The sequence below is a fragment of the Enterobacter cloacae complex sp. 2015409 genome, assembly GCF_041365315.1.
Taxonomy (GTDB): Bacteria; Pseudomonadota; Gammaproteobacteria; order Enterobacterales; family Enterobacteriaceae; genus Enterobacter; species Enterobacter pseudoroggenkampii.
The window spans coordinates 343,150-366,529 of sequence record NZ_JBFTVM010000002.1 but is presented as its reverse complement, the minus strand read 5'-3'; the positions used below and the strand labels follow the sequence as shown (position 1 = coordinate 366,529).

General features: G+C 54.5%; 21 protein-coding genes and 1 riboswitch. Of the genes, 8 read left to right on the top strand and 13 right to left on the bottom strand.

Annotation, left to right across the window (positions count from 1 at the left end; translation table 11 throughout):
* The 11 genes from mraY to leuO all read right to left on the bottom strand — a co-directional run bounded on the left by mraY (nt 1) and on the right by leuO (nt 12,783).
* Nucleotides 1-1,083 carry a phospho-N-acetylmuramoyl-pentapeptide-transferase gene (gene mraY / locus ACDO57_RS15395; protein WP_008501985.1) on the bottom strand — a complete coding sequence of 361 codons (1,083 nt, stop codon included), beginning with the start codon at nt 1,081-1,083 and terminating at the stop codon, nt 1-3.
* The gene (gene murF, locus ACDO57_RS15390) at nt 1,077-2,435 is read right to left on the bottom strand and encodes a UDP-N-acetylmuramoyl-tripeptide--D-alanyl-D-alanine ligase (protein ID WP_370884224.1); all 1,359 of its coding nucleotides are present in this window, start codon (nt 2,433-2,435) and stop codon (nt 1,077-1,079) included. The genes mraY and murF overlap by 7 nt, the downstream gene beginning before the upstream one ends.
* Nucleotides 2,432-3,919 carry a UDP-N-acetylmuramoyl-L-alanyl-D-glutamate--2,6-diaminopimelate ligase gene (gene murE / locus ACDO57_RS15385; protein WP_032649816.1) on the bottom strand — a complete coding sequence of 496 codons (1,488 nt, stop codon included), beginning with the start codon at nt 3,917-3,919 and terminating at the stop codon, nt 2,432-2,434. The genes murF and murE overlap by 4 nt, the downstream gene beginning before the upstream one ends.
* A complete protein-coding gene (locus ACDO57_RS15380) occupies nt 3,906-5,672 on the bottom strand; it encodes a peptidoglycan glycosyltransferase FtsI (protein ID WP_024907454.1) in 1,767 nt (588 codons plus the stop codon). Before ACDO57_RS15380 ends, murE begins: the two co-directional genes overlap by 14 nt.
* A 15-nt stretch (nt 5,673-5,687) precedes the next feature.
* Nucleotides 5,688-6,053, bottom strand: coding sequence for a cell division protein FtsL (ftsL, locus tag ACDO57_RS15375; RefSeq protein ID WP_008501989.1), 366 nt, complete (start codon nt 6,051-6,053; stop codon nt 5,688-5,690).
* Nucleotides 6,050-6,991 carry a 16S rRNA (cytosine(1402)-N(4))-methyltransferase RsmH gene (rsmH, locus tag ACDO57_RS15370; RefSeq protein ID WP_021240527.1) on the bottom strand — a complete coding sequence of 314 codons (942 nt, stop codon included), beginning with the start codon at nt 6,989-6,991 and terminating at the stop codon, nt 6,050-6,052. The genes ftsL and rsmH overlap by 4 nt, the downstream gene beginning before the upstream one ends.
* Before the next feature lie 2 nt (nt 6,992-6,993).
* Nucleotides 6,994-7,452 (bottom strand): division/cell wall cluster transcriptional repressor MraZ, encoded by a 459-nt coding sequence (mraZ, locus tag ACDO57_RS15365; protein WP_021240528.1) that lies wholly within the window; start codon nt 7,450-7,452, stop codon nt 6,994-6,996.
* 601 nt (nt 7,453-8,053) lie between these two features.
* Complete coding sequence (gene cra / locus ACDO57_RS15360) at nt 8,054-9,061, bottom strand: catabolite repressor/activator (RefSeq protein WP_008501993.1); 1,008 nt, start codon at nt 9,059-9,061, stop codon at nt 8,054-8,056.
* Between the two features lie 179 nt (nt 9,062-9,240).
* Nucleotides 9,241-9,732 (bottom strand): acetolactate synthase small subunit, encoded by a 492-nt coding sequence (gene ilvN, locus ACDO57_RS15355; protein WP_008501994.1) that lies wholly within the window; start codon nt 9,730-9,732, stop codon nt 9,241-9,243.
* Nucleotide 9,733: 1 nt separating this feature from the next.
* The gene (ilvI, locus tag ACDO57_RS15350) at nt 9,734-11,458 is read right to left on the bottom strand and encodes an acetolactate synthase 3 large subunit (protein WP_370884223.1); all 1,725 of its coding nucleotides are present in this window, start codon (nt 11,456-11,458) and stop codon (nt 9,734-9,736) included.
* Between the two features lie 380 nt (nt 11,459-11,838).
* Complete coding sequence (gene leuO / locus ACDO57_RS15345) at nt 11,839-12,783, bottom strand: transcriptional regulator LeuO (protein WP_050597746.1); 945 nt, start codon at nt 12,781-12,783, stop codon at nt 11,839-11,841.
* Nucleotides 12,784-13,389: 606 nt separating this feature from the next.
* Between leuO and leuL the strand changes: the two genes are divergently transcribed.
* The 7 genes from leuL (at nt 13,390) to ACDO57_RS15310 (ending at nt 19,991) form a co-directional block, all read left to right on the top strand.
* Nucleotides 13,390-13,476, top strand: a complete 87-nt coding sequence (gene leuL / locus ACDO57_RS15340; protein ID WP_071787438.1) for a leu operon leader peptide — start codon at nt 13,390-13,392, stop codon at nt 13,474-13,476.
* Nucleotides 13,477-13,567: 91 nt separating this feature from the next.
* On the top strand, nt 13,568-15,139 hold the full coding sequence (gene leuA, locus ACDO57_RS15335; protein WP_090419062.1) for a 2-isopropylmalate synthase: 1,572 nt from the start codon (nt 13,568-13,570) through the stop codon (nt 15,137-15,139).
* Nucleotides 15,139-16,230, top strand: a complete 1,092-nt coding sequence (gene leuB, locus ACDO57_RS15330; protein WP_024907450.1) for a 3-isopropylmalate dehydrogenase — start codon at nt 15,139-15,141, stop codon at nt 16,228-16,230. The genes leuA and leuB overlap by 1 nt, the downstream gene beginning before the upstream one ends.
* A gap of 2 nt (nt 16,231-16,232) precedes the next feature.
* The gene (leuC, locus tag ACDO57_RS15325) at nt 16,233-17,633 is read left to right on the top strand and encodes a 3-isopropylmalate dehydratase large subunit (RefSeq protein WP_370884222.1); all 1,401 of its coding nucleotides are present in this window, start codon (nt 16,233-16,235) and stop codon (nt 17,631-17,633) included.
* Nucleotides 17,634-17,643: 10 nt separating this feature from the next.
* On the top strand, nt 17,644-18,249 hold the full coding sequence (leuD, locus tag ACDO57_RS15320; RefSeq protein WP_370884221.1) for a 3-isopropylmalate dehydratase small subunit: 606 nt from the start codon (nt 17,644-17,646) through the stop codon (nt 18,247-18,249).
* A gap of 163 nt (nt 18,250-18,412) precedes the next feature.
* Entirely contained in the window at nt 18,413-19,303 is an 891-nt protein-coding gene (locus tag ACDO57_RS15315; RefSeq protein WP_370884220.1) for a cation diffusion facilitator family transporter, read from the top strand.
* Nucleotides 19,304-19,409: 106 nt separating this feature from the next.
* Nucleotides 19,410-19,991, top strand: a complete 582-nt coding sequence (locus ACDO57_RS15310; RefSeq protein ID WP_370884219.1) for a cytochrome b/b6 domain-containing protein — start codon at nt 19,410-19,412, stop codon at nt 19,989-19,991.
* Between the two features lie 48 nt (nt 19,992-20,039).
* Here ACDO57_RS15310 and ACDO57_RS15305 read toward each other — a convergent pair whose 3' ends face one another.
* Entirely contained in the window at nt 20,040-21,218 is a 1,179-nt protein-coding gene (locus tag ACDO57_RS15305; RefSeq protein ID WP_024907446.1) for a sugar efflux transporter, read from the bottom strand.
* 120 nt (nt 21,219-21,338) lie between these two features.
* Nucleotides 21,339-21,491 (bottom strand): glucose uptake inhibitor SgrT, encoded by a 153-nt coding sequence (gene sgrT, locus ACDO57_RS15300; RefSeq protein WP_032644049.1) that lies wholly within the window; start codon nt 21,489-21,491, stop codon nt 21,339-21,341.
* An 88-nt stretch (nt 21,492-21,579) separates the two neighbouring features.
* Between sgrT and sgrR the strand changes: the two genes are divergently transcribed.
* Nucleotides 21,580-23,235, top strand: coding sequence for an HTH-type transcriptional regulator SgrR (gene sgrR, locus ACDO57_RS15295; RefSeq protein ID WP_370884218.1), 1,656 nt, complete (start codon nt 21,580-21,582; stop codon nt 23,233-23,235).
* A 36-nt stretch (nt 23,236-23,271) separates the two neighbouring features.
* Nucleotides 23,272-23,372, top strand: a riboswitch (TPP riboswitch).
* The last annotated feature ends 8 nt before the right edge of the window (nt 23,373-23,380 follow it).

Genomic DNA, 23,380 nt, shown 5'->3' with positions numbered 1-23,380 from the left:
TTAACGTACCTTCAGCGTTGCCAGGCCAATCAGCACCAGCATCAGCGAAATAATCCAGAAGCGCACAATCACGCGCGGCTCCGGCCAGCCTTTCAGTTCATAGTGGTGGTGAATCGGCGCCATACGGAAGATGCGCTGACCGCGCAGCTTGAAGGAACCGACCTGCAAAATCACCGACAGGGTTTCAACCACAAACACACCGCCCATGATCACCAGCAGGAACTCCTGACGCAGCAGTACGGCGATAATGCCGAGCGCACCGCCCAAAGCCAGAGAACCGACGTCCCCCATAAAGACCTGCGCCGGATAGGTGTTGAACCACAGGAAGCCCAGCCCCGCGCCGACAATCGCCGTACAGACGATCACCAGCTCACCCGCGTGGCGCAGATAAGGGATGTGCAGGTAGTTCGCAAAGTTCATGTTACCGGTCGCCCATGCCACCAGCGCAAAACCGGCGGCCACAAAGACGGTTGGCATAATGGCCAGGCCATCCAGACCGTCGGTCAGGTTTACGGCGTTGCCGGTACCGACAATCACAAAGTAGGCCAGCAGGATGTAGAACAGCCCCAGCTGTGGCATCACGTCCTTAAAGAACGGCACGACCAGCTCGGTGGCTGGCGTATCTTTCCCGGCCAGATACAGCGCGAAGGCCACGCCCAGCGCAATCACCGACATCCAGAAATATTTCCAGCGGGCAATCAGGCCTTTGGTGTCTTTACGAACAACTTTGCGGTAATCATCAACAAAACCGATGATCCCGTAACCCACCAGTACCGTCAGAACGCACCAGACGTACGGGTTGGAGGGATAGGCCCACAGCAGCACGGAAACGACGATGGCGGTCAGGATCATGATCCCGCCCATGGTCGGCGTGCCGCGTTTGCTGAAGTGCGATTCCGGACCGTCGTTACGTACAACCTGACCGAAAGAGAGTTTTTGCAGACGGGCAATCATGCGCGGGCCCATCCACAACGAGATGAACAGCGCAGTCAGCAGGCTGACGATGGCGCGAAACGTCAGATATGAAAAGACGTTAAAGCCTGAATAATATTTGACCAAATGTTCGGCCAGCCAAACTAACATGTCCCGTTCTCCTGTAATGCGTGCACAACCTCTTCCATGGCGGCACTACGTGAACCTTTCACTAACACAGTCACAATTTGTTTTTCTGCAATCAACGCTTTAAGGCGCTCTATCAACGCGGCTTTGTCAGCAAAATGCTCGCCAACGCCGCTGGCATAGCTAATCGCCTGGCTCAGTTTTCCTGCGCTCAGCACACGGTTCAGCCCCGCCGCTTTCGCCGCTTCACCGACCTGGATATGACAGGCTTCGCTTTCGTCGCCCAGCTCTGCCATATCGCCAACTACCATGATGCGATAGCCCGGCATTTCAGCTAACACCTGCACCGCCGCCGTCATCGAGCCAACGTTCGCGTTGTAGGAGTCATCCAGCAGCAGCTTATTTTCCGAAAGCTGAATCGGGAACAGACGTCCCGGCACGGCTTTCAGGTTCGCCAGCCCGGTTTTAATCGCTTCATGCGACGCGCCCACCGCCGTCGACAACGCCGCCGCCGCAAGCGCATTGGCGATGTTATGGCGACCCGGCAGCGGCAGCAGCACATCGACGCCACCCGTTGGGGTGGTGAGGGTGAATTCTGTGCCGTGCGACGTGACATGGATATTGGTCGCGGTAAAATCACTGTTGACCGCATTCGGCGAGAAGCGCCAGGTTTTACGCGAACCAATAATGCTCTGCCAGTTCAGCCAGTCGTTGTTATCGGCGTTCAGGATGGCGATACCGTCATCCGGCAGGCCGGTGTAAATCTCACCTTTGGCTTTTGCTACGCCTTCCAGCGAGCCAAAGCCTTCCAGATGCGCAGCCGCGAGGTTATTCACCAGTGCGGCTTCCGGGCGAGTCAGGCTCACGGTCCAGGCGATTTCGCCCTGGTGGTTTGCCCCTAACTCGATCACCGCAAATTCATGTTCTTTGGTCAGGCGGAGTAATGTCATCGGCACGCCGATGTCATTATTGAGGTTGCCCGCGGTATAAAGCGTATTCCCACACTGGCTGAGGATCGCCGCCGTCATCTCTTTCACCGACGTCTTGCCTGATGATCCGGTCAAGGCGACAACGCGCGCAGGGACCTGCTGACGAACCCAGGCGGCCAGCTCACCGAACGCGAGACGCGTATCTTTCACCACAATTTGCGGCAGATCGATATCCAGCTTGCGGCTGACCAGCAGCGCACCGGCGCCGTTCTCTTTGGCCTGTTCAGCAAAATCATGCGCGTCAAAACGCTCGCCTTTCAGCGCCACAAACAGACAGCCTGCGGTGATTTTGCGGGTGTCCGTCGTGACGGCATCAATCGTCAGGTCTTGTCCGTGCAGGTCGCCCTGCAGAATGGCAGCGGCCTGGCTTAACGTGATGCTAATCATGCCACGACTCCCAGCAGACGTGCTGCCGTTACGCGGTCCGAGTAGTCCAGACGGCGATTGCCAACGATCTGATAATCTTCATGGCCTTTACCCGCCAGCAGGACAACATCATTCTCCCGCGCCTGCATGATGGTGTTAGTCACGGCTTCCGCACGGCCTTCCACCACGCGAGCGCGGCCCGCGTCCAGCATGCCCGCCAGAATGTCATTGATGATGGCGCGCGGCTCTTCCGTACGCGGGTTGTCATCGGTGACTACCGGAATATCTGCAAACTGCTCGGCAATAGCCCCCATCAGCGGGCGTTTGCCTTTGTCGCGATCGCCGCCGCAGCCAAACACGCACCAGAGCTTCCCTGTGCAGTGCAGGCGCGCCGCTTCCAGCGCTTTTTCCAGCGCGTCCGGCGTGTGGGCATAATCAACCACAACGGTCGGTTTGCCCGGCGCGCTGAACACTTCCATACGGCCGCAAACCGGCTGCAGCCGCGCTGAGGTTTTCAGCAGCTCAGCCATTGGATACCCCAGCGCGAGCAGCGTCGCCAGCGCCAGCAGCAGGTTGCTGACGTTAAACGCGCCCATCAGGCGGCTTTCAATTTCGCCTTCACCCCAGGAAGAGGCAAAGCGGATTGTCGCCCCACTGTCGTGGTAATTCACTTCAACCGCCTTCAGCCAGCGGCCGTGGCAGTTTGGATTGATATGGTCTTCCATCGACACTGCAACCGCATCCGGCAGCTTCGCCAGCCAGCGGCGGCCCACTTCGTCGTCGGCGTTGATGATGGCTTGTCCGTAATGGTGAGTAGAGAACAGCAGCCATTTCGCGGCTTCGTAATGCTCCATATCACCATGATAATCAAGATGATCGCGGCTCAGATTGGTAAACACGGAAGCGGCAAATTTCAGCGCCGCGACGCGGTGCTGTACCAGACCGTGCGAAGAGACCTCCATCGCAGCAAAGGTTGCCCCCTGCCCTGCCAGACCGGCAAGCACATGCTGTACGTCTACCGCGGAGCCGGTGGTGTTTTCCGTTGGGCTCACTTTGCCCAGCAGGCCATTACCCACGGTCCCCATCACCGCACCGGTTTCACCCAGCAGTTGGGCCCACTGCGCCATCAGCTGCGTGGTGGTGGTTTTACCGTTGGTACCCGTCACGCCAACCAGGCGCAGCTGGTCGGAAGGTTCGTGATAAAAACGCCCCGCCAGTGCGGAAAGACGTTCGTTTAACTGGCTGAGATAGATGACCGGTACGCCGTGCATTTCACGGATCTCACCGTCGGTTGCCTCATCTTTAGCCTCAGCAATAATGGCAGCCACACCTTGCGCAATCGCCTGCGGGATATAACGACGCCCGTCCGCCTGATGACCGACCACCGCCACAAAAAGATCGCCAGAAGCAGCCACGCGGCTGTCCAGTATCATCTCTCGCAGTGCTCGCTCCGGTGCATTTGGCACCCACGGAGCGAGAAGGTCGCGCAAATTACGATCTGCCACCTGTACCCTCGCCTTGATTAATTACAAATTCACTTTTTTCGCCCGTCGCCAGCGCATCCGGTTCAATGTTCATGGTACGTAACACGCCGCCCATGATAGCCCCGAACACAGGCGCGGAGACGGCGCCGCCGTAGTATTTACCCGCCTGTGGATCGTTAATAACGACCACCAGCGCAAAACGCGGATTGCTTGCAGGCGCAACGCCTGCGGTATAGGCAATGTATTTGTTGATATAGCGGCCATCCGGCCCCACTTTTTTCGCCGTACCGGTCTTGATAGCGATGCGATAACCTTTGATTGCCGCCTTCACGCCGCCGCCGCCGGGCAGCGCCACGCTTTCCATCATATGAACAACAGTACGGACGGTCGATTCCGGGAAGATACGCTCACCGGGAACCGGTGGATCAACTTTGGTAATCGACAGCGGACGATAAACGCCATAGCTGCCGATCGTTGCGTAGACTCGCGCTAACTGTAACGGGGTTACCATTAGCCCGTAGCCGAAAGAGAAGGTGGCCCTCTCTATGTCAGACCACCGTTGTTTTTGAGGATATAAGCCACTGCGTTCTCCGACCAACCCCAAATTGGTCGCCTTTCCAAGCCCAAAACGTGAGTAAGTCTCTACTAACGCTGAGGACGGCATCGCTAACGCCAGCTTTGAAACACCGACGTTACTCGACTTCTGTAACACCCCGGTCAGGGTCAATTCGCTGTAGCGCGCCACGTCTTTGATTTCGTGACCGTTAATTCGGTAAGGAATGGTATTCAGTACGGTATTTTCATTAACGATACCGCGCTGAAGTGCAGTCATGACGACCATCGGCTTAACGGTCGAACCCGGTTCGAACACGTCGGTGATGGTACGGTTACGCATAATATCCTTTTGCGTACCGGTAAGATTGTTAGGGTTGTAGGACGGGCTATTGGCCATCGCCAGCACTTCACCCGTGTTGACATCAACTAACACGGCACTGCCCGATTCCGCTTTGTTAAAAGCCACGGCGTTGTTCAGCTCGCGGTAAACCAGCGCCTGTAACCGCTCATCGATACTCAGCGCAAGGTTGTGTGCTGCCTGGCTGTCCGTTGAGGAAATATCCTCGATCACGCGACCATAGCGGTCTTTACGCACAATGCGCTCACCGGGCTGACCGGTCAGCCATTTATCAAAGCTTTTTTCAACGCCCTCAATCCCCTGGCTATCAACGTTAGTAAAGCCAATGAGGTGAGCAGTCACTTCGCCGGATGGATAGTACCGGCGGGATTCTTCGCGAAGATGGATCCCCGGCAGCTTCAATTTTTTGATGTAGTCCGCCATGTCAGGATTCACCTGACGCGCCAGATAGATAAAGCGCCCTCTCGGGTTGGTATTCACGCGTGAAGATAACTGGTCCAGCGGCATCTTCAGCGCATCCGCAAGGGCCTTCCACCGGTTATCAAGCGTGATGCCGCCAGCATCATGCAGTTCTTTCGGATCGGCCCAGATAGCCTTCACCGGCACGCTCACCGCCAGCGGACGACCCGAGCGGTCGGTGATCATCCCGCGGGATGTCGACACTTCCTGGACGCGCAGAGAGCGCATATCGCCCTGGCGTACCAGCATGTCAGGGGCGACGATTTGTAGCCAGGCCACGCGGCCCAGCAGGAAACCCAGCGCCAGTAAAATGCAGCCGCAAAGCAACGCAAAACGCCAACTGACAAAGTTGGCCTGTTCTTCCTGACGTTTTGGTTTTAGCGTTTTTGCCGCTGCTTTCATGCGTCGCGTTTTCCCTTATTTTTGTACTACGATATTTTCCTGCGAAGGATCAACATGCTGCAGCTGCAGCTTTTCCGTTGCGATCCGTTCAACCCGGCTATGATCGCCGAGCGCGTTTTCTTCAAGGATCAGATTTCGCCATTCAATATCCAGCGCATCGCGTTCCAGTACCATCTGCTCGCGTTGCGCAGTCAATAAACGTGTATGGTGGGCGGTGGTCACCACCGTAACTGCCGTGACAATGATGCAAATGAACAGACAGAGTGGCAGTTTCCCAAACCGCAAAAGATCGTCGCCGATCACGCCAGGCAAGGCATGGCGCTCGTTGCTTCCTAACGAATCCTTAACTTTGCTTAGGGTCTCTGTCACTCTGCCGATCATGCGTTCGTCCTCTCTGCAACACGCAGCACTGAACTACGGGCGCGTGGATTTTCTGCCACTTCTTCTTCGCCCGGCATCAACTTGCCTAATGCTCGCAACTGACGGCCACCCAGCTTCCTGAGTTGTTCTTCCGTCATCGGCAGCCCCGCTGGCACCTGCGGACCGCGGCTTTGTTCACGCATGAAGCGTTTCACAATACGGTCTTCCAGCGAATGGAAGCTGATGATGGATAACCGCCCACCCGGGGCCAGCACGTCGAGCGAGCTTTTTAGCGCCAGCTCTATTTCCTCCAGTTCACTGTTTACCCAGATGCGAACCGCCTGGAAGGTACGGGTCGCGGGATGTTTGTGCTTATCCTTCACCGGTGTCGCCGCCGCGATCACTTCGGCCAACTCTTTGGTGCGGGTCATTGGCTCAATGCGATTGCGCTCAACGATGGCGCGCGCAATACGTTTGCCAAAGCGCTCTTCGCCGAACGTTTTGATGACCCATGCAATATCGGCTTCGTCAGCGGTCTGTAGCCACTCAGCGGCAGATTGACCGCGCGTCGGGTCCATCCGCATGTCCAGCGGACCATCACGCATAAAGGAGAAACCACGTTCAGCATCATCAAGTTGGGGTGAAGAGACGCCAAGATCGAGAAGAATCCCGTCGATCTTGCCCGTCAGGCCGCGCTCAGCGACATAATCCGCGAGCGCAGAGAAAGGTCCATGCACGATGGAAAAGCGTGGGTCATTGATGGTCTGTGCAACGGCAATAGCCTGCGGATCGCGATCGATTGCCAGCAGACGTCCTTCCTCTCCAAGCTGGGAGAGAATCAAACGTGAGTGACCACCGCGACCAAAAGTGCCATCAATGTAGATGCCATCCGGACGAATATTCAGGCCGTTTACGGCCTCGTCCAGTAACACCGTTTTATGTTTATAATTTTCCATCATATTTATAGAGACAAGTCCTGCAGCCGTTCCGATAATGTTGCGGAATCAGACTGCTCAGCGTCGATATCTTCCTTGACCTGTTGATACCAGGTCGTTTCATCCCACAGTTCAAACTTGTTGAACTGCCCGACCAGCATCACTTCTTTGGTCAGACCGGCATGTTGCCGCAACACAGGGGCAATCAGTAATCGCCCAGCGTTATCCATCTGACATTCACTGGCATGCCCCAATAACAGCCGCTGTACGCGGCGTTCCTGCGGGTTCATACTCGACAGTCGCGACAGCTTTTGCTCAATAATTTCCCATTCAGGCAAGGGGTAAAGCAGCAGGCAGGGGGAGTTAATGTCAATGGTGCAAACCATTTGACCCGCAGCGTTCTCAATCAGCTGGTCGCGGTATCGGGTTGGTACCGATAAACGCCCTTTGCTGTCGAGATTGACTAACGTAGCTCCACGGAACATGCCAGTCTCACCCCTCCTCACCACTTTAACCCACAAATTCCCACCTAAAGGAGTTTACGGAGCGAGGGAAAAGCTTGTCAAGCCAGGACTCTCCATATAAGGACTCGGAAGCCCTCTATTTACAGAGATAAACAGTCCTGGTTAATAACTGCACAACTGGCGAGGCAAAATTAACGTTATGAATATTTGTAAGAAAAAAACCGAATATGCACACTAGCGTTAAAGCTCACTCAATATCATCGCAGATAAATATAAAGTGTCAGTTTGCGACGCGGGCAGCATTTTATGACAGATTCTCAGGGGATAACAGCGCCAGATTCACCCAGGCACCCGGTAAGCGCAGCGGTTGCCACGTAAGCTGGCAAAGGAGGAGGAAAAACGTCTGATTATTCATCGACCGAAAAGGGTTTGTAACAAAATAATACAAAGAAAGCCGTTTAAAATCGACCGGACGTTCTTAAAAAGACAATTTAAAAGCCAGAATGAATTAAGAAAAATAGGTGATTAGGATCCCTCAAGAATTATCCTAATTTCTCTCCGGGAATTATCTGCACGAATTATCGCAACAAAAGGGGGGCAGATTTCGCCGCCCCGGTCATTTTCATTTTTGGCGGCTTAAAATTCCGCGATGGTAGAGATTACGTTTGATACGCGTCAGGCCCGGTTTCGGCTTGCGCGGCTCATCCAGGCTTGCCAGCACAATCTCCAGCACGCGTTCAGCCACATCGCGGTGACGCTGTGCTACCGCCAGCACCGGGCACTGGAGGAAGTCAAGCAGCTCGTTATCCCCGAACGTGGCAATCGCCAGATCGGAGGGCAGTTTACCTTCCCGGCGTAAGGTCACGTCCATGACGCCCTGCAACAACGCAAACGATGTGGTGAACAACGCCTGAGGCATCGGATGCGTTTCCAGCCATTTCTCGAACAGCTGCGCGGCGGCTTCACGCTCGTAGCTGTTGGCATAGAGGTAGTGAACCTCGCGCGGATCGTCTTTCCAGGCAGTTCTGAATCCCTGCTCGCGCAGGAAGCTCACGGAAAGCTCGGGCAACGCGCCAAGATACAGCACCGTTTCAGCGGGGAACGTTCTCAACTCTGCGGCCAGCATTTCTGCATCATCCTGATCCGCACCCACGACGCTGGTGAAATGCTCGCGATCGAGCGCGCGATCCAGCGCCACAATTGGGAACGGGTCATTCGCCCAGCGCTGGTAGAACGGATGCTCTGGCGGCAAGGAGGTCGACACGATAATGGCATCCACCTGACGCTGGAGCAGATGCTCAATACAGCGCATCTCGTTATCAGGCTGGTCTTCTGAGCAGGCAATCAGCAACTGATAGCCGCGCTGACGCGCCTGACGTTCAAGATAATTGGCGATACGGGTATAGCTGGTGTTTTCCAGGTCAGGGATCACCAGACCAATAGAGCGGGTACGCCCGGCACGCAGACCGGCTGCGACAGCATTCGGATGGTAGTTATGCTCACGAACCACCGCCATAACTTTTTCAACGGTCTTGTCGCTAACACGGTACTGCTTTGCTTTACCGTTAATCACATAGCTGGCCGTTGTCCGTGACACGCCGGCTAGCCGGGCGATTTCATCCAGTTTCACAATTGCCCCTTAAAAAAAGAAAAGAGTCCATGGCCCTGTCAAGGTTATGGTTAAATCTTTTAACATCTAAACGCAGAAAAGCCTTCGCGGCAACCGCTTTTATCTGCGTTGTCGGCTGATTACGCAAAAAAAAGCCCGGCTTTGGTGACCGGGCAGAAAGAGGCGAACCTTTTTGACAACTAACGCATGATTTTCTCGCCGCGTGACAGACCGACTACACCCGATCTCGCGACCTCGACAATTTTTGCGACGTCCCGCACTGATGCCAGGAAAGCATCCAGCTTGTCGCTTGTCCCAACCAGCTGAACCGTATAAAGAGAAGGGGTCACGTCAATAATCTGTCCGCGGAAAATATCCGCATTGCGTTTAACTTCTTCACGCCCGTAGCCGCTGGCCTGGATTTTCACCAGCATGACCTCTCGTTCAACGTAGGCCCCCTGCCCCAGCTCGCTCACGCGCAGCACATCAACCAGCTTATGCAGCTGTTTCTCAATCTGCTCAAGCACTTTAGCATCGCCGACGGTTTGGATCGTCATGCGCGATAGCGTAGGGTCTTCCGTCGGAGCAACGGTCAGGCTTTCAATGTTATAGCCGCGCTGTGCAAAAAGACCAATGACGCGCGACAGTGCGCCAGACTCGTTTTCCAGTAAAACAGATAATATCCGGCGCATATCAGGTTCTCTCCGTTTTGCTTAACCACATTTCATCCATACCACCACCACGAATATGCATCGGATAAACGTGTTCGGTCCCATCAACAATCACATCCATAAAGACGAGGCGGTTGTTTTTAACGTGCTCAAGCGCTTGCGCGAGCTTCGCTTCCAGCTCAGCCGGATCGGTTACCCGCATGCCTACATGGCCGTAAGCTTCAGCAAGACGAACAAAGTCCGGCAGCGATTTCATGTATGACTGAGAATGACGGCCAGAGTAGATCATATCCTGCCACTGCTTCACCATACCGAGATACCCGTTATTCAGGTTCAGCACCAGTACCGGCAGTTCATATTGCAGCGCGGTAGACAGTTCCTGAATGTTCATCTGAATACTGCCATCTCCGGTCACGCAGACGACGGTTTCATTCGGCAACGCCAGCTTCACGCCCAGCGCGGCAGGCAGACCAAAGCCCATGGTTCCTAAACCACCGGAGTTGATCCAGTGTCGCGGTTTATCAAACGGGTAATACAGGGCGGCAAACATCTGGTGCTGCCCTACGTCTGAGGTTACGTACGCTTCACCTTTCGTCAGTCGCCACACCGCTTCGATGACCGACTGCGGCTTAATGTTTTCGCTTTGCGTGTCATATTTCAGGCACTGACGCGCGCGCCACTGTTCAATCTGCTGCCACCAGTCGCGGATCTCATCCAGCGGCTGGGTTGCACTCTCCTGGGTCAGCAGGTCCAGCATTTGCTCCAGAACCTGACGGGCATCACCGACGATCGGCACATCAGCCGCCACTGTTTTTGAAATTGACGTAGGATCGATATCAATGTGCAGCACGGTGGCGTTCGGGCAATACTTTGCCAGGTTGTTGGTGGTGCGATCGTCAAAGCGCACGCCGACGGCAAAGATGACATCGGAATGATGCATCGTCATGTTGGCTTCATAGGTACCGTGCATACCCAGCATCCCCAGCGCCTGACGATGGGTGGCAGGGAATGCCCCCAGCCCCATCAATGACGATGCAACTGGCAGGTTAAGTTTTTCAATCAGTTCACGAAGCTGGACTTCGCAGGCAGAGTTGATCGCCCCGCCACCAACATAGACCACCGGTTTTTTGGCTGCCAGCAGCGTTTGCAATGCCCGCTTGATCTGTCCTTTATGCCCCTGCGTTGTTGGGTTATAAGAGCGCATGCTGACCGATTCCGGCCAGACATAAGGCAGCTTGTTTGCCGGGTTCAGGATATCTTTAGGCAGATCGACCACCACCGGTCCTGGACGTCCGCTCGCCGCCAGCCAGAAGGCTTTTTTCAGTACGCCGGGAATGTCTTCTGTTTGCTTGACCAGGAAGCTGTGCTTCACAACGGGACGCGAAATCCCGACCATGTCGCACTCCTGAAAAGCATCGTAGCCAATCAGTGAGGTTGCCACCTGCCCGGAGAGGATCACCAGCGGGATAGAGTCCATATAGGCCGTCGCAATGCCGGTAATGGCGTTTGTCGCGCCGGGGCCGGACGTGACTAGCACCACGCCCACTTCACCCGTCGCACGCGCCAGGCCGTCAGCCATGTGCACCGCCGCCTGCTCGTGACGTACCAGAACATGGTCAATGCCCCCTACCGTATGCAGCGCATCATAAATATCGAGGACCGCACCGCCAGGGTAGCCGAACACTTGCTTTACGCCCTGATCGATCAGCGACCGAACGACCATTTCCGCGCCAGACAACATCTCCATGCTTTGCCTCCAGGCATTTTGTTATAGACGGACTGCCGAATTCATTTCCGCACCGTCTTACGATTGGGATAAACCAATCTTATATTTTGCAGAGTGTTCTTTACCTTAACCGCTCGTTATGAGGCAGGCAATTAGCAAACCCGGGTAGATAAACGGCGCGTAAAGCAGAAAAAGCAGGCGTTAACAGGAGATATGGTTAATTCCTCTGGGAATAGAGGATGGGGTGATAAATCATCGCTGAAAAGCGCGACAATGCAGGAAATCATCTATTTTTGCGTGCCGGAGAGCAGCCCGAAAAAAAGCACCACAGAATAAAATAGCAATTATCTAAAAGAACTCAGGATAAATCACATAAACCGATGCGATTTATCCTGATGCGCTTACCGGCGACAGATGCCAACCAGCAACTCTTCCATCCACTGATGCCCTTTATCCCGACCCGCCGCTTCATGCCAGGAAAGATAACAGGTACGGCTATTTAGCTTGAGCGGCAGAGGTAAAATTTGCAGGTTTAACGGGTCAGAAAACTCTTCTGCCAGCCAGCGCGGCGCAATCGCCACCAGTTGCGTCTGGGAGACCACGTTTAATACGCTAACCATGGCCATGCCCTGATACGCCACGCTCGCCTGTTTATCCGCAGTGTCATACCACGGCAGGCTAAAGGAAGCATATCTGTCGAGTGCAACAACGGCGTGCTGCTCGTTATAAACATCGCTTTCTAGCAGCGGAGAATTCAGGCGCGGATGTTTTTTACTGGCGACGAGAACCATTTCATCTTTAAACAGCGGCACACAGGAAAATTCTGGACGACGGAACTCTTCATACCCCAGAACGAATTCAATCTCCTGATAGCGTAACTGATGTTCCGTGTTTTGATTCAGGGATGATTTAAAAACAAGATTGATATTTGGTGCGATCTCTTCAACTTTATTATAAATAATCGACGTTAAATAATTATCTAATGGGCTACAGACGCAAAGATGGAATACGCGCTCGCTGCTTAAGGGTTCAAAGCCCGAGCCCGGCAGCTCGTTTTGTACCAACTGCAACGCCTGGCGGATGGAGCCGAACAGCTGGAATGCGCGCGCCGTAGGCTGGATCCCTCTTCCGTAACGAACAAACAATTCGTCGTTAAACATGACCTTAAGCCTGGCAACGGCATTACTCACAGCAGGTTGTGACATCCCCAAGGCCTGGGCCGCGCGGGTAATATTCTGTTCCTGCATGACAGCATCAAACACCGTCAGAAGATTAAGATCCACCGTGCGTAACTGCGGTTTAATCCCATCAGTAGCTTGAGGTTGTTTAATATTATTTTCTGACACTTCTGACTCCACTGTCACGCTACACTCCCTTTGCTCACGTACGGTAATCATCTCGAAAATATGATTTACCATGCAAATACGATCAGCAAAAGAGAATTATTTAAAATTCGGAATATATAAAGACTCTATAATAACGAAAATTAATGAGCGCAAATGATATGTTTGACTTTAGGATTTGAATGAAACCATAAACCAAACAAATATACAATTGCCATCAGGTTAATGATGACTTAAGTATTATTAAACTGTTATTGCTATCGCCCTACAGTTAGTTAACAACCTGTTATATCTGTTCGCTTTTCAGCATTATGGAACAGATTCACTGCATTTATAACTTAATGATATTAAAACCTTTTAATCACAACGCATTCTCTTCAGGACATTTCACTCATTTTTAAACAATTATATTTATTTGTTTCTGCAACTCTTTTCTTAAGTCCAAAATTAGACAATTAGTCGGGTCGCGAAAGCTAAAACCAGCACAATTAGCTAAAGTGAATACCCTGCTGATTCCGTCTGTCGGGCCCGTTTTCATCGTCAGGGGTTGACATGAACGGCCGTATCCAGTACCACTAAAAGCATATTGAATTTAACGGAGCACGATTCATGATTCGCACCATTCGTTTCACCGGTCTACTACTACTAAACGCATTCACTGTGCGCGGTAGACTGGCGGGCGAAATTCAGCGTTGAATCGTCACCAGTAAGACTAAAAACCCGCGCCACTGCGCGGGTTTTTTTATGCTCGTAGCAAGGCGCCCTAAGACTGACAAGGACCTAACCCATGAGCCAGCAAGTCATTATTTTCGATACTACTTTACGTGACGGTGAACAGGCATTACAGGCAAGCCTGAGTGTAAAAGAGAAACTGCAGATCGCGCTGGCTCTCGAACGTATGGGTGTCGACGTGATGGAGGTGGGTTTCCCGGTCTCGTCTCCGGGTGATTTCGAATCCGTCCAGACCATCGCCCGCACCATTAAAAACAGCCGCGTATGTGGTCTGGCGCGCTGTGTGGAAAAAGATATCGACGTTGCAGCCGAGTCACTGAAAGTGGCCGAAGCGTTCCGTATCCACACCTTTATTGCCACCTCGCCCATGCACATCGCCACCAAGCTGCGCAGCACGCTGGATGAGGTGATTGAGCGCGCGGTGTATATGGTGAAACGCGCACGCAACTACACCGATGACGTTGAATTCTCCTGCGAAGATGCGGGCCGTACGCCAATCGAAGACCTGGCGCGCGTCGTGGAAGCCGCCATCAACGCGGGTGCGAAAACCATCAACATCCCGGACACCGTCGGCTACACCATGCCGTTTGAGTTCTCCAACATCATTACCGGACTGTACGACCGCGTACCCAATATTGATAAGGCAATTATCTCCGTCCACACCCACGATGATTTGGGTCTGGCCGTGGGTAATGCCATCGCCGCCGTCCACGCCGGTGCGCGTCAGGTAGAAGGTGCGATGAACGGTATCGGCGAACGCGCGGGCAACTGTTCGCTGGAAGAAGTGATCATGGCGATCAAAGTGCGCAAAGACATCATGGACGTGCATACCCGCATCAATCACAACGAAATCTGGCGCACCAGCCAGACCGTCAGCCAGATTTGCAACATGCCCATTCCGGCTAACAAAGCGATTGTCGGCACTGGCGCCTTCGCGCACTCCTCCGGTATTCACCAGGATGGCGTCCTGAAGAACCGCGAAAACTACGAAATCATGACCCCGGAATCCATCGGCCTGAACCAGGTGCAGCTGAACCTGACCTCCCGTTCCGGTCGCGCGGCGGTTAAACACCGTATGGAAGAGATGGGCTATAAGGACAGCGATTACAACATGGATCAGCTGTACGACGCGTTCCTGAAACTGGCCGACAAAAAAGGTCAGGTGTTCGACTACGACCTGGAAGCGCTGGCCTTTATTAACAAGCAGCAGGAAGAGCCAGAGCACTTCCGTCTGGATTACTTCAACGTGCAGTCCGGCTCCAGCAACATCGCCACCGCCTCGGTCAAGCTGGCCTGCGGTGATGAAATTAAAGCAGAGGCCGCGAACGGTAACGGCCCGGTCGATGCCATCTACCAGGCGATTAACCGCGTCACCGAGTACGACGTGGAGCTGGTGAAGTATGACCTGACGGCCAAGGGCCACGGCAAAGATGCTCTGGGTCAGGTCGACATTGTTGTGACCCACAATGGCCGCCGCTTCCATGGCGTGGGCCTGGCGACCGATATCGTTGAATCCTCCGCGAAAGCGATGGTGCATGTTCTGAACAACATCTGGCGCGCCGCCGAAGTCGAAAAAGAGTTGCAACGCAAAGCTCAGAATAAAGAGAACAACAAGGAAACCGTGTAATGTCGAAGAATTACCATATTGCTGTGTTACCGGGCGACGGTATTGGTCCGGAAGTAATGGCACAGGCGCTGAAAGTACTGGAAGCCGTTCGTACGCGTTTTGCGATGAAAATCACCACCAGCCACTACGACGTGGGCGGTATTGCGATTGATAACCACGGTACGCCGCTGCCGAAAGCGACCGTGGAAGGCTGCGAAAATGCCGATGCCGTGCTGTTTGGTTCCGTCGGTGGCCCGAAATGGGAACACCTGCCGCCAGCAGAGCAGCCAGAACGCGGCGCGCTGCTGCCGCTGCGTAAACATTTCAAGCTGTTCAGCAACCTGCGCCCGGCGAAACTGTATCAGGGTCTGGAAGAGTTCTGCCCGCTGCGCGCGGATATCGCCGCCAACGGTTTCGACATTCTCTGCGTGCGTGAACTGACCGGCGGGATCTATTTCGGCCAGCCAAAAGGGCGCGAAGGCAGCGGTCAGCATGAAAAAGCGTTCGATACCGAGGTGTATCACCGTTTCGAAATCGAACGTATCGCCCACATCGCGTTCGAGTCGGCGCGCAAACGCCGCCATAAGGTGACCTCCATTGATAAAGCGAACGTGCTGCAGTCCTCCATTTTGTGGCGCGAGATTGTGAGTGAAGTCGCTAAGCAGTACCCGGACGTCGCGCTGTCGCACATGTACATCGACAACGCGACCATGCAGCTGATTAAGGATCCGTCCCAGTTTGACGTGCTGCTGTGCTCCAACCTGTTCGGCGATATTCTCTCTGACGAGTGCGCGATGATCACCGGCTCGATGGGCATGCTGCCATCCGCAAGCCTGAATGAAGAAGGCTTTGGCCTGTATGAGCCTGCGGGCGGCTCCGCGCCGGATATCGCAGGCAAAAACATTGCCAACCCGATTGCGCAGATCCTCTCCCTGGCCCTGCTGCTGCGCTATAGCCTGGATGCAGGCGATGCAGCAACCGCAATTGAGAACGCCATTAACCGGGCGTTAGAAGAAGGCGTCCGTACCGGCGATTTAGCACGCGGCACGGCGGCAGTCAGTACCGATGAAATGGGCGACATCATTGCCCGCTATGTCGCTGAAGGGGTGTAATCATGGCTAAGACGTTATATGAAAAGTTGTTTGATGCGCACGTTGTTTACGAGGCACCAAACGAAACCCCGCTGCTGTACATTGACCGTCATCTGGTACACGAAGTGACCTCTCCTCAGGCATTTGACGGCCTGCGCGCGCACAAGCGTCCGGTACGTCAGCCGGGTAAAACCTTCGCGACGATGGATCACAACGTTTCCACCCAGACCAAAGACATTAACGCCTCGGGTGAGATGGCGCGTATCCAGATGCAGGAGCTGATTAAGAACTGCAATGAATTTGGCGTTGAGCTGTACGACCTGAACCATCCGTATCAGGGCATCGTCCACGTGATGGGGCCTGAGCAAGGGATCACCCTGCCGGGCATGACCATCGTCTGCGGTGACTCCCATACCGCGACCCACGGCGCGTTTGGCGCTCTGGCATTCGGGATTGGCACGTCCGAAGTGGAACATGTGCTGGCAACGCAGACCCTGAAGCAGGGCCGCGCCAAAACCATGAAGATTGAAGTGAAGGGCAAAGCGGCACCTGGCATTACCGCGAAAGACATCGTCCTGGCCATCATCGGTAAAACCGGCAGCGCAGGCGGTACCGGCCACGTTGTTGAGTTCTGCGGTGAAGCCATCCAGGCACTGAGCATGGAAGGTCGCATGACCCTGTGCAACATGGCCATTGAGATGGGCGCAAAAGCCGGGCTGGTCGCGCCGGACGAAACCACCTTCAACTATGTGGAGGGCCGTCTGCACGCGCCGAAAGGTAAGGATTTTGACGACGCGGTAGCCTACTGGAAAACCCTGACAACCGACGATGGGGCAACGTTTGATACCGTTGTCACGCTGCAGGCAGAAGAGATTGCGCCTCAGGTGACCTGGGGCACCAACCCGGGTCAGGTGATTTCCGTCAACGACAGCATCCCTGACCCGGCCTCCTTCGCCGATCCGGTCGAGCGCGCCAGTGCGGAAAAAGCGCTGGCCTATATGGGGCTGAAGCCCGGCGTGCCGTTGACCGATGTCGCCATTGATAAAGTGTTTATCGGCTCCTGCACCAACTCCCGTATCGAAGATTTGCGTGCCGCCGCCGAAATTGCCAAAGGCCGTAAAGTGGCACCAGGCGTGCAGGCGCTGGTGGTTCCTGGCTCCGGTCCGGTGAAGGCCCAGGCAGAAGCCGAAGGTCTGGATAAGATCTTTATCGAAGCGGGCTTCGAGTGGCGTCTGCCTGGCTGCTCCATGTGTCTGGCGATGAACAATGACCGCCTGAATCCGGGTGAGCGCTGCGCCTCTACCAGTAACCGTAACTTTGAAGGCCGTCAGGGCCGCGGTGGACGCACCCATCTGGTCAGCCCGGCAATGGCCGCCGCTGCGGCAGTCACCGGCCATTTCGCCGATATTCGCAGCCTGAAATAAGGAGACAATCATGGCAGAGAAATTTACCCAACATACGGGCCGGGTTGTCCCGCTGGACGCCGCTAACGTCGATACTGACGCTATTATTCCAAAACAATTTCTGCAGAAGGTGACGCGTACCGGTTTTGGCGCGCACCTGTTTAACGACTGGCGTTTCCTCGACGATAAGGGCGAAGTGCCTAATCCGGAATTCGTGTTGAACTTCCCGGAATACAAAGGCGCCTCCATTTTGCTGGCGCGGGAAAACTTTGGCTGCGGCTCATCCCGTGAACACGCGCCGTGGGCGCTCACCGACTACGGCTTTAAGGTGGTCATTGCCCCAAGCTTCGCAGATATTTTTTACGGCAACAGCTTCAACAACCAGCTTCTGCCGGTGACGCTGAGCGATGAACAGGTCGACGAATTGTTCACGCTGGTTAAGGCGAATCCGGGCATTTCGTTTGAAGTGGATCTGGAAGCGGAAGTGGTGAAAGCCGGGGATAAGTCCTACAGCTTCAGCATTGATGCCTTCCGCCGTCACTGCATGCTGAACGGTCTGGACAGCATTGGTTTAACTCTCCAGCACGAAGCGGCGATTGCCACTTACGAACAAAAACAACCCGCATTTATGAAATAATCCTCCGGCCTGCGGTGTACTCTGCAGGCTGTGTTTTATCCCAATGCCCATCTTCCTTCTGTAAATACTTCGCAAACCCAGCCAATAATGACGTTATATTTAATGTCAATTTAATGTTCCCTGCGCAGAATAATCGCTCAATCAGCTGGCAGCGGAAATTATCATGGAAAAGAAAAATAGCAATAAGTCTCATCTCCGTTCTCATGAAATACAAAAATGCACAATAGTGAGTGTGATAACAAATAGTTTACTCACCGGCTTTCAGATAGTTGCAGGAATATTCTCCGGCTCGCAGGGATTAATTGCTGATGGGATTCATTCTCTTTCCGATTTATCCTCTGACTTTGTCGTTCTGATTGCAAATAAAAAGAGTCAGAAAGCCTCTGATATCGATCATCATTACGGTCATCTGCGTTTCGAAAACGGTGCAAAGCTCATTATTGGCGCTATTCTGCTGCTTGTGGGAGTCGGGATGCTCTGGTCCGCAGGGAATAAACTGCTTCACCCCGAGACGCATCAGCTGGTGAAAGGGGCCGCTCTGTGGGTGGCGATACTGGCGCTGGTGGTGAAGGAAAGCCTGTTCAGATACATGTATGCCACGGGAAAACGTATTCAGTCCTCGCTGCTGATAGCCAATGCCTGGCATGCCCGCTCTGACGCAGCCTCGTCAGTGGTTGTCGCCATCGGTATTGTCGGGAATTTAGTGGGTTTTCACGCGATGGACCTGATTGCGGCCCTGATTGTTGGGATATTTATCGCCCATATGGGTTACAAATTCTCTGCCGATGCCCTGCACGACCTGATGGACCGTTCGCTTGAACCCGAGCTGGAGCACGACATCAAAACGTGTCTTCTCTCAACCGAGGGTGTCACCGGACTCCATGATTTAAAAACCCGCAAGATGGGCGATTTAGCCCTTGTCGATGTCCATCTGGAAGTTAACGGCGAATTAAGCGTAAAAGAAGGGCATCAGATTGCTGTCAATGCCAGAAACAACGTGATGCAAAAATTCAATGTGCTGAACGTGATGACGCATATTGATCCTGCTCGCTAATCGGAACGCATAAATACAGTGTGACGCAACCCACCGTTAAGGTTTCGTTAATTAATTTGCGTCACACTGCATCGCATCAGCTCTCTCATTATTGAGGTAAAAAGCGATGAACCCAACGCTATGCAATACGCTTCCCCATAAAGAAACACCCTTTCTTCGCGTACTGCACATTCTTGTGGCCGTTCTGGTGCTGGTCCAGATCATCAATTCTAATTTCACCGAAAGTGAAGCCCTCCACGACTCCGGGCTGAACGGAATTGTCACCTGGATGCATATTATTTCCGGGTTTGGTTTAATTTTTTGTGGCATTGCCATGATGGCATGGATGTTAACCCAGCGCGGATTTAAATATTACTTCGCCTGGCTGGCGCTGGATTTTCGCGGAATCGTTGACGATATTCGCACCCTCACGCAGCGCCAGCTTCCTGACGCGCATGCCGGCGGTATGGCGGCAACGGTGCAAGGTTTGGGCGTGCTGGCGCTGCTGGGCGTTGCACTCTGCGGCGCGGCCTGGTTCGTGCTGAACGCCACGCTCGGACCCGTTTCTTCCGTCACAGAGTCCGCCTTAAATTTGCATAAATTTCTGACGATCTTTGTTGAGACATATTTCTGGGCACACGGTTTCATGGGCCTCGTTCATATGTACCTGACGCTACGCGCGCAGCGTAAGTATCAGTGTTCAGAATAAAACGGTTCGCAGAGCCCGGCGTTCCCGGGCTCCGTTTCATTCATCCGATCACACGTCTTTTACGCGGCAGGTCAGCAGAAGCGTCACGACAGAAAGCGCCGCAATCATCCAGTAGACAGACGCATGCCCATAGCTTTGCGCCAGCGCCCCCTGAATCACGCCTGCCAGAATCACCCCGGTTGAAATACTGTTGGTAAAAAGCGTGGTCGCCGAGCCGGCACGACCGGGCATGAGGTCCTGGAACCAGAGCATGCCGATCCCGGCGACAATGCCAATAAACACGGCGTTGAACAGCTGCAGCGCCAGCAGCGCTTCGCGCGAATGGAAAAGGATCAGCCCCGCGTAGAACAGCACCCCAGCCGCCACGGCGACGATCATCATCCGACGCTTTCCAAAGCGCTTAACGTAGTAACCCGCCAGAATCATCGCCGGGATCTCCAGCCCGGCCGCGGTTCCCATTAGGATCCCGGCGAGTTTGTCCGGTAAACCCAGATCGCTGCTGATCCACAGCGGCATATCGATAATGTACATCGTGTTGCAGGTCCACATCAGCGTGGAGGCAATAAACAGCATGCGGACGTTTTTGTCCTGCCAGCCGCTCACCTCGGTGACAGGTTTATCCGTTGCCTGTTCGACGCGCGCCACGGACGGCAGCGCGAAGGCAATCAACGCCAGGCTGATGACAAAAATCCCGGCGGCGATGGAGAACATGGTGGTAAAGCCGTAGTTCAACGCCAGCATGAAGGCCAGCGGCGGGCCAATGACCCACGCCAGCGAGAGCTGGGCACGCATCACCGAGCTGAACATCACCACTTCCCGCGCCGAGTTATCCGCATATTCACGGGCCAGCGCGAACAGCTGCGGCATGGCGGTGTTCGCCAGTGACGCCAGCAGCACGCCGCAGGTAATGAGCGTCAGATAATGACGGTTAAAGGCGAAGAGCAGCGCGTTGCCCACCGCCATGGTGCAGCAAAAGAGGATCAGCCTGCGGCGATCGCCCTGGCTGTCCGATCGTTTCGCCAGCGCGAGGCTGACCAGGATCCCGGCAATGGCGTTAACGGTATAAAACAGGCCGACCCAAAACGGCTGTGCCCCCACCTCGCGGCTGAGAAACAGGCTCAGCGTCGGCGCCTGCAGCGCCCCCGCCACGCCCATCATAAAGGCCACCAGCATAAAAGCGGCATACACGCCGTTCAGGCGTCGCCCCATCGTCATCAACCACAGCATGCGCAAGTCCTTGTGAAAGCGAATCAAAATCGGGTGAAAGAATAAACGAAAAAAGCCAGCAAAAACATTTTGCTGGCGGGTGATAAGCACCAATACTCAGTCACACATGATCGAGGCGAGTTAGCGGGAAGAGGTCGGTGTTGTAACGTCCCACTGCATCAATTCTTCTAACGTTTTCAGCCGTTGCTCTGCACACTGGCGGGCCAGCCAGGACGATCCTTTTGTCGCTGAAAAGTACTGCTGATAAAACTGACGTGCGGTAGACCTCTTCATAATTTACCTCCTCACTTCATCGAGGAGAATTATTGGCCTAATATAGGGATAAATAAATTGCTGGTTTTTTGTCAGGAGTTCCCCTTTTATGCCTTCCGGTCGTCTGCAACAACAGTTTATCCGCCTCTGGCAATGCTGCGAGGGGCAATCGCAGAAGACCACGCTCAACGAGCTGGCTGACCTGCTTAGCTGTTCCCGCCGTCATATGCGTACGTTGCTCAACACCATGCAGCAGCAGGGTTGGTTAAGCTGGGAAGCTGAGGCGGGACGCGGCAAACGTTCGCGGTTGACCTTTCTCTATACCGGGCTGGCGTTGCAGCAGCAGCGCGCGGAAGACCTGCTCGAGCAGGACCGCATCGATCAGCTGGTTCAGCTGGTGGGCGACAAAGCCGCCGTGCGCCAGATGCTGGTTTCCCATCTCGGACGCAGTTTTCGTCAGGGTCGGCACATCCTGCGGGTGCTCTACTATCGTCCAATGAAAAATCTGCTGCCCGGCACGGCGTTACGCCGCTCCGAAACCCATATGGCCCGGCAAATCTTCAGCGGTCTGACGCGGATAAATGAGGAAAACGGGGAACTGGAAGCGGATATCGCGCACCACTGGCAGCAACTTTCTCCGCTTCACTGGCGCTTCTTTTTACGCCCCGGCATTCACTTTCACCATGGTCGCGAACTGGAGATGCACGACGTCATCGCCTCTCTGGAACGCGTCCGAAGGCTGCCGCTCTACTCGCATATTTCGCGTATCCACTCCCCCACGGCCTGGACGCTGGATATCGAGCTGTCGCAGCAGGATAAGTGGCTTCCCTGGCTGCTGGGCTACGTGCCGTCGATGATTTTGCCCGGCGAGTGGGAATCGATGAACAATTTTGCCAGCCTGCCGATTGGCACCGGGCCCTACTCCGTGTCCCGCAATAACAGCAACCAGCTGAAAATCCGCGCGTTCGACGACTACTTTGGCTATCGGGCGCTGATCGACGAAGTCAACGTGTGGGTATTGCCGGATCTCAATGAAGACCTGAGCTGCGGACTGACGCTTGAAGGCCCCACCACGGGAGAAAAAGCCGTGGAGAGTCGCCTGGAGGAGGGATGCTACTATCTCCTCTTTGATCGCCGCACCCACCGCGGGGCAAACCAGGCCGTCCGCAAGTGGATCAGCCACGTGTTGTCCCCTGCCAATCTGATCTACCATGCGGAAGCGCAGTACCAGACATACTGGTTCCCGGCCTACGGCCTGCTTCCGCGCTGGCACCACGCCCGCCCGTCGCACTGCGACAAGCCCGCAGGGCTGGAGTCCATCACCTTGACCTACTACCGCGAGCACGTGGAGCATCGTTTTATCGCGAGGATCATGACCCGACTACTGGCAGCCGAAGGAGTAACGCTGGAGGTCAGGGAAGTTGACTATGACGAATGGCACCAGGGGGATATCACCAGTGATATCTGGCTTAACAGCGCCAACTTCACCCTGCCGCTCGATTTCTCGCTCTTCTCGCACCTGTATGAAGTCCCGCTGATCCAGCACTGCATCGACCGTGACTGGCAGCAGGATGCCGCCCAGTGGCGCGCGGGCGAGATGAATCTTGCCGTGTGGTGCCAGCAGCTACTGGCCGAACAGACCATCGTCCCGTTGATCCACCACTGGCTGATGATCCAGGGTCAGCGCAGTATGCGCGGCCTGCGGATGAATACCCTGGGCTGGTTTGATTTTAAATCCGCCTGGTTTGCGCCCCCGGAGCCATAACGCTTTCGTAATATTCACCAAATCATTACAATAGCGCCGTTCTCAACGGGGTGCTGCATCACAGATGTGCGCTGAGATAATACCCGTCGAACCTGATCCGGATAACGCCGGCGAAGGGATTTGAGGCTGTCGCTCAAAATCCTTT

Excerpts from the sequence above, each read along its gene's own strand:
- mraY (WP_008501985.1), bottom strand. The coding sequence starts at position 1,083 with ATGTTAGTTTGGCTGGCCGAACATTTGGTCAAATATTATTCAGGCTTT.
- murF (WP_370884224.1), bottom strand. The coding sequence starts at position 2,435 with ATGATTAGCATCACGTTAAGCCAGGCCGCTGCCATTCTGCAGGGCGAC.
- ACDO57_RS15380 (WP_024907454.1), bottom strand. The coding sequence starts at position 5,672 with ATGAAAGCAGCGGCAAAAACGCTAAAACCAAAACGTCAGGAAGAACAG.
- ftsL (WP_008501989.1), bottom strand. The coding sequence starts at position 6,053 with ATGATCGGCAGAGTGACAGAGACCCTAAGCAAAGTTAAGGATTCGTTA.
- rsmH (WP_021240527.1), bottom strand. The coding sequence starts at position 6,991 with ATGATGGAAAATTATAAACATAAAACGGTGTTACTGGACGAGGCCGTA.
- mraZ (WP_021240528.1), bottom strand. The coding sequence starts at position 7,452 with ATGTTCCGTGGAGCTACGTTAGTCAATCTCGACAGCAAAGGGCGTTTA.
- ilvN (WP_008501994.1), bottom strand. The coding sequence starts at position 9,732 with ATGCGCCGGATATTATCTGTTTTACTGGAAAACGAGTCTGGCGCACTG.
- ilvI (WP_370884223.1), bottom strand. The coding sequence starts at position 11,458 with ATGGAGATGTTGTCTGGCGCGGAAATGGTCGTTCGGTCGCTGATCGAT.
- leuL (WP_071787438.1), top strand. The coding sequence starts at position 13,390 with ATGATTCGCACCATTCGTTTCACCGGTCTACTACTACTAAACGCATTC.
- leuA (WP_090419062.1), top strand. The coding sequence starts at position 13,568 with ATGAGCCAGCAAGTCATTATTTTCGATACTACTTTACGTGACGGTGAA.
- leuB (WP_024907450.1), top strand. The coding sequence starts at position 15,139 with ATGTCGAAGAATTACCATATTGCTGTGTTACCGGGCGACGGTATTGGT.
- leuC (WP_370884222.1), top strand. The coding sequence starts at position 16,233 with ATGGCTAAGACGTTATATGAAAAGTTGTTTGATGCGCACGTTGTTTAC.
- leuD (WP_370884221.1), top strand. The coding sequence starts at position 17,644 with ATGGCAGAGAAATTTACCCAACATACGGGCCGGGTTGTCCCGCTGGAC.
- ACDO57_RS15315 (WP_370884220.1), top strand. The coding sequence starts at position 18,413 with ATGGAAAAGAAAAATAGCAATAAGTCTCATCTCCGTTCTCATGAAATA.
- ACDO57_RS15310 (WP_370884219.1), top strand. The coding sequence starts at position 19,410 with ATGAACCCAACGCTATGCAATACGCTTCCCCATAAAGAAACACCCTTT.
- ACDO57_RS15305 (WP_024907446.1), bottom strand. The coding sequence starts at position 21,218 with ATGCTGTGGTTGATGACGATGGGGCGACGCCTGAACGGCGTGTATGCC.
- sgrT (WP_032644049.1), bottom strand. The coding sequence starts at position 21,491 with ATGAAGAGGTCTACCGCACGTCAGTTTTATCAGCAGTACTTTTCAGCG.
- sgrR (WP_370884218.1), top strand. The coding sequence starts at position 21,580 with ATGCCTTCCGGTCGTCTGCAACAACAGTTTATCCGCCTCTGGCAATGC.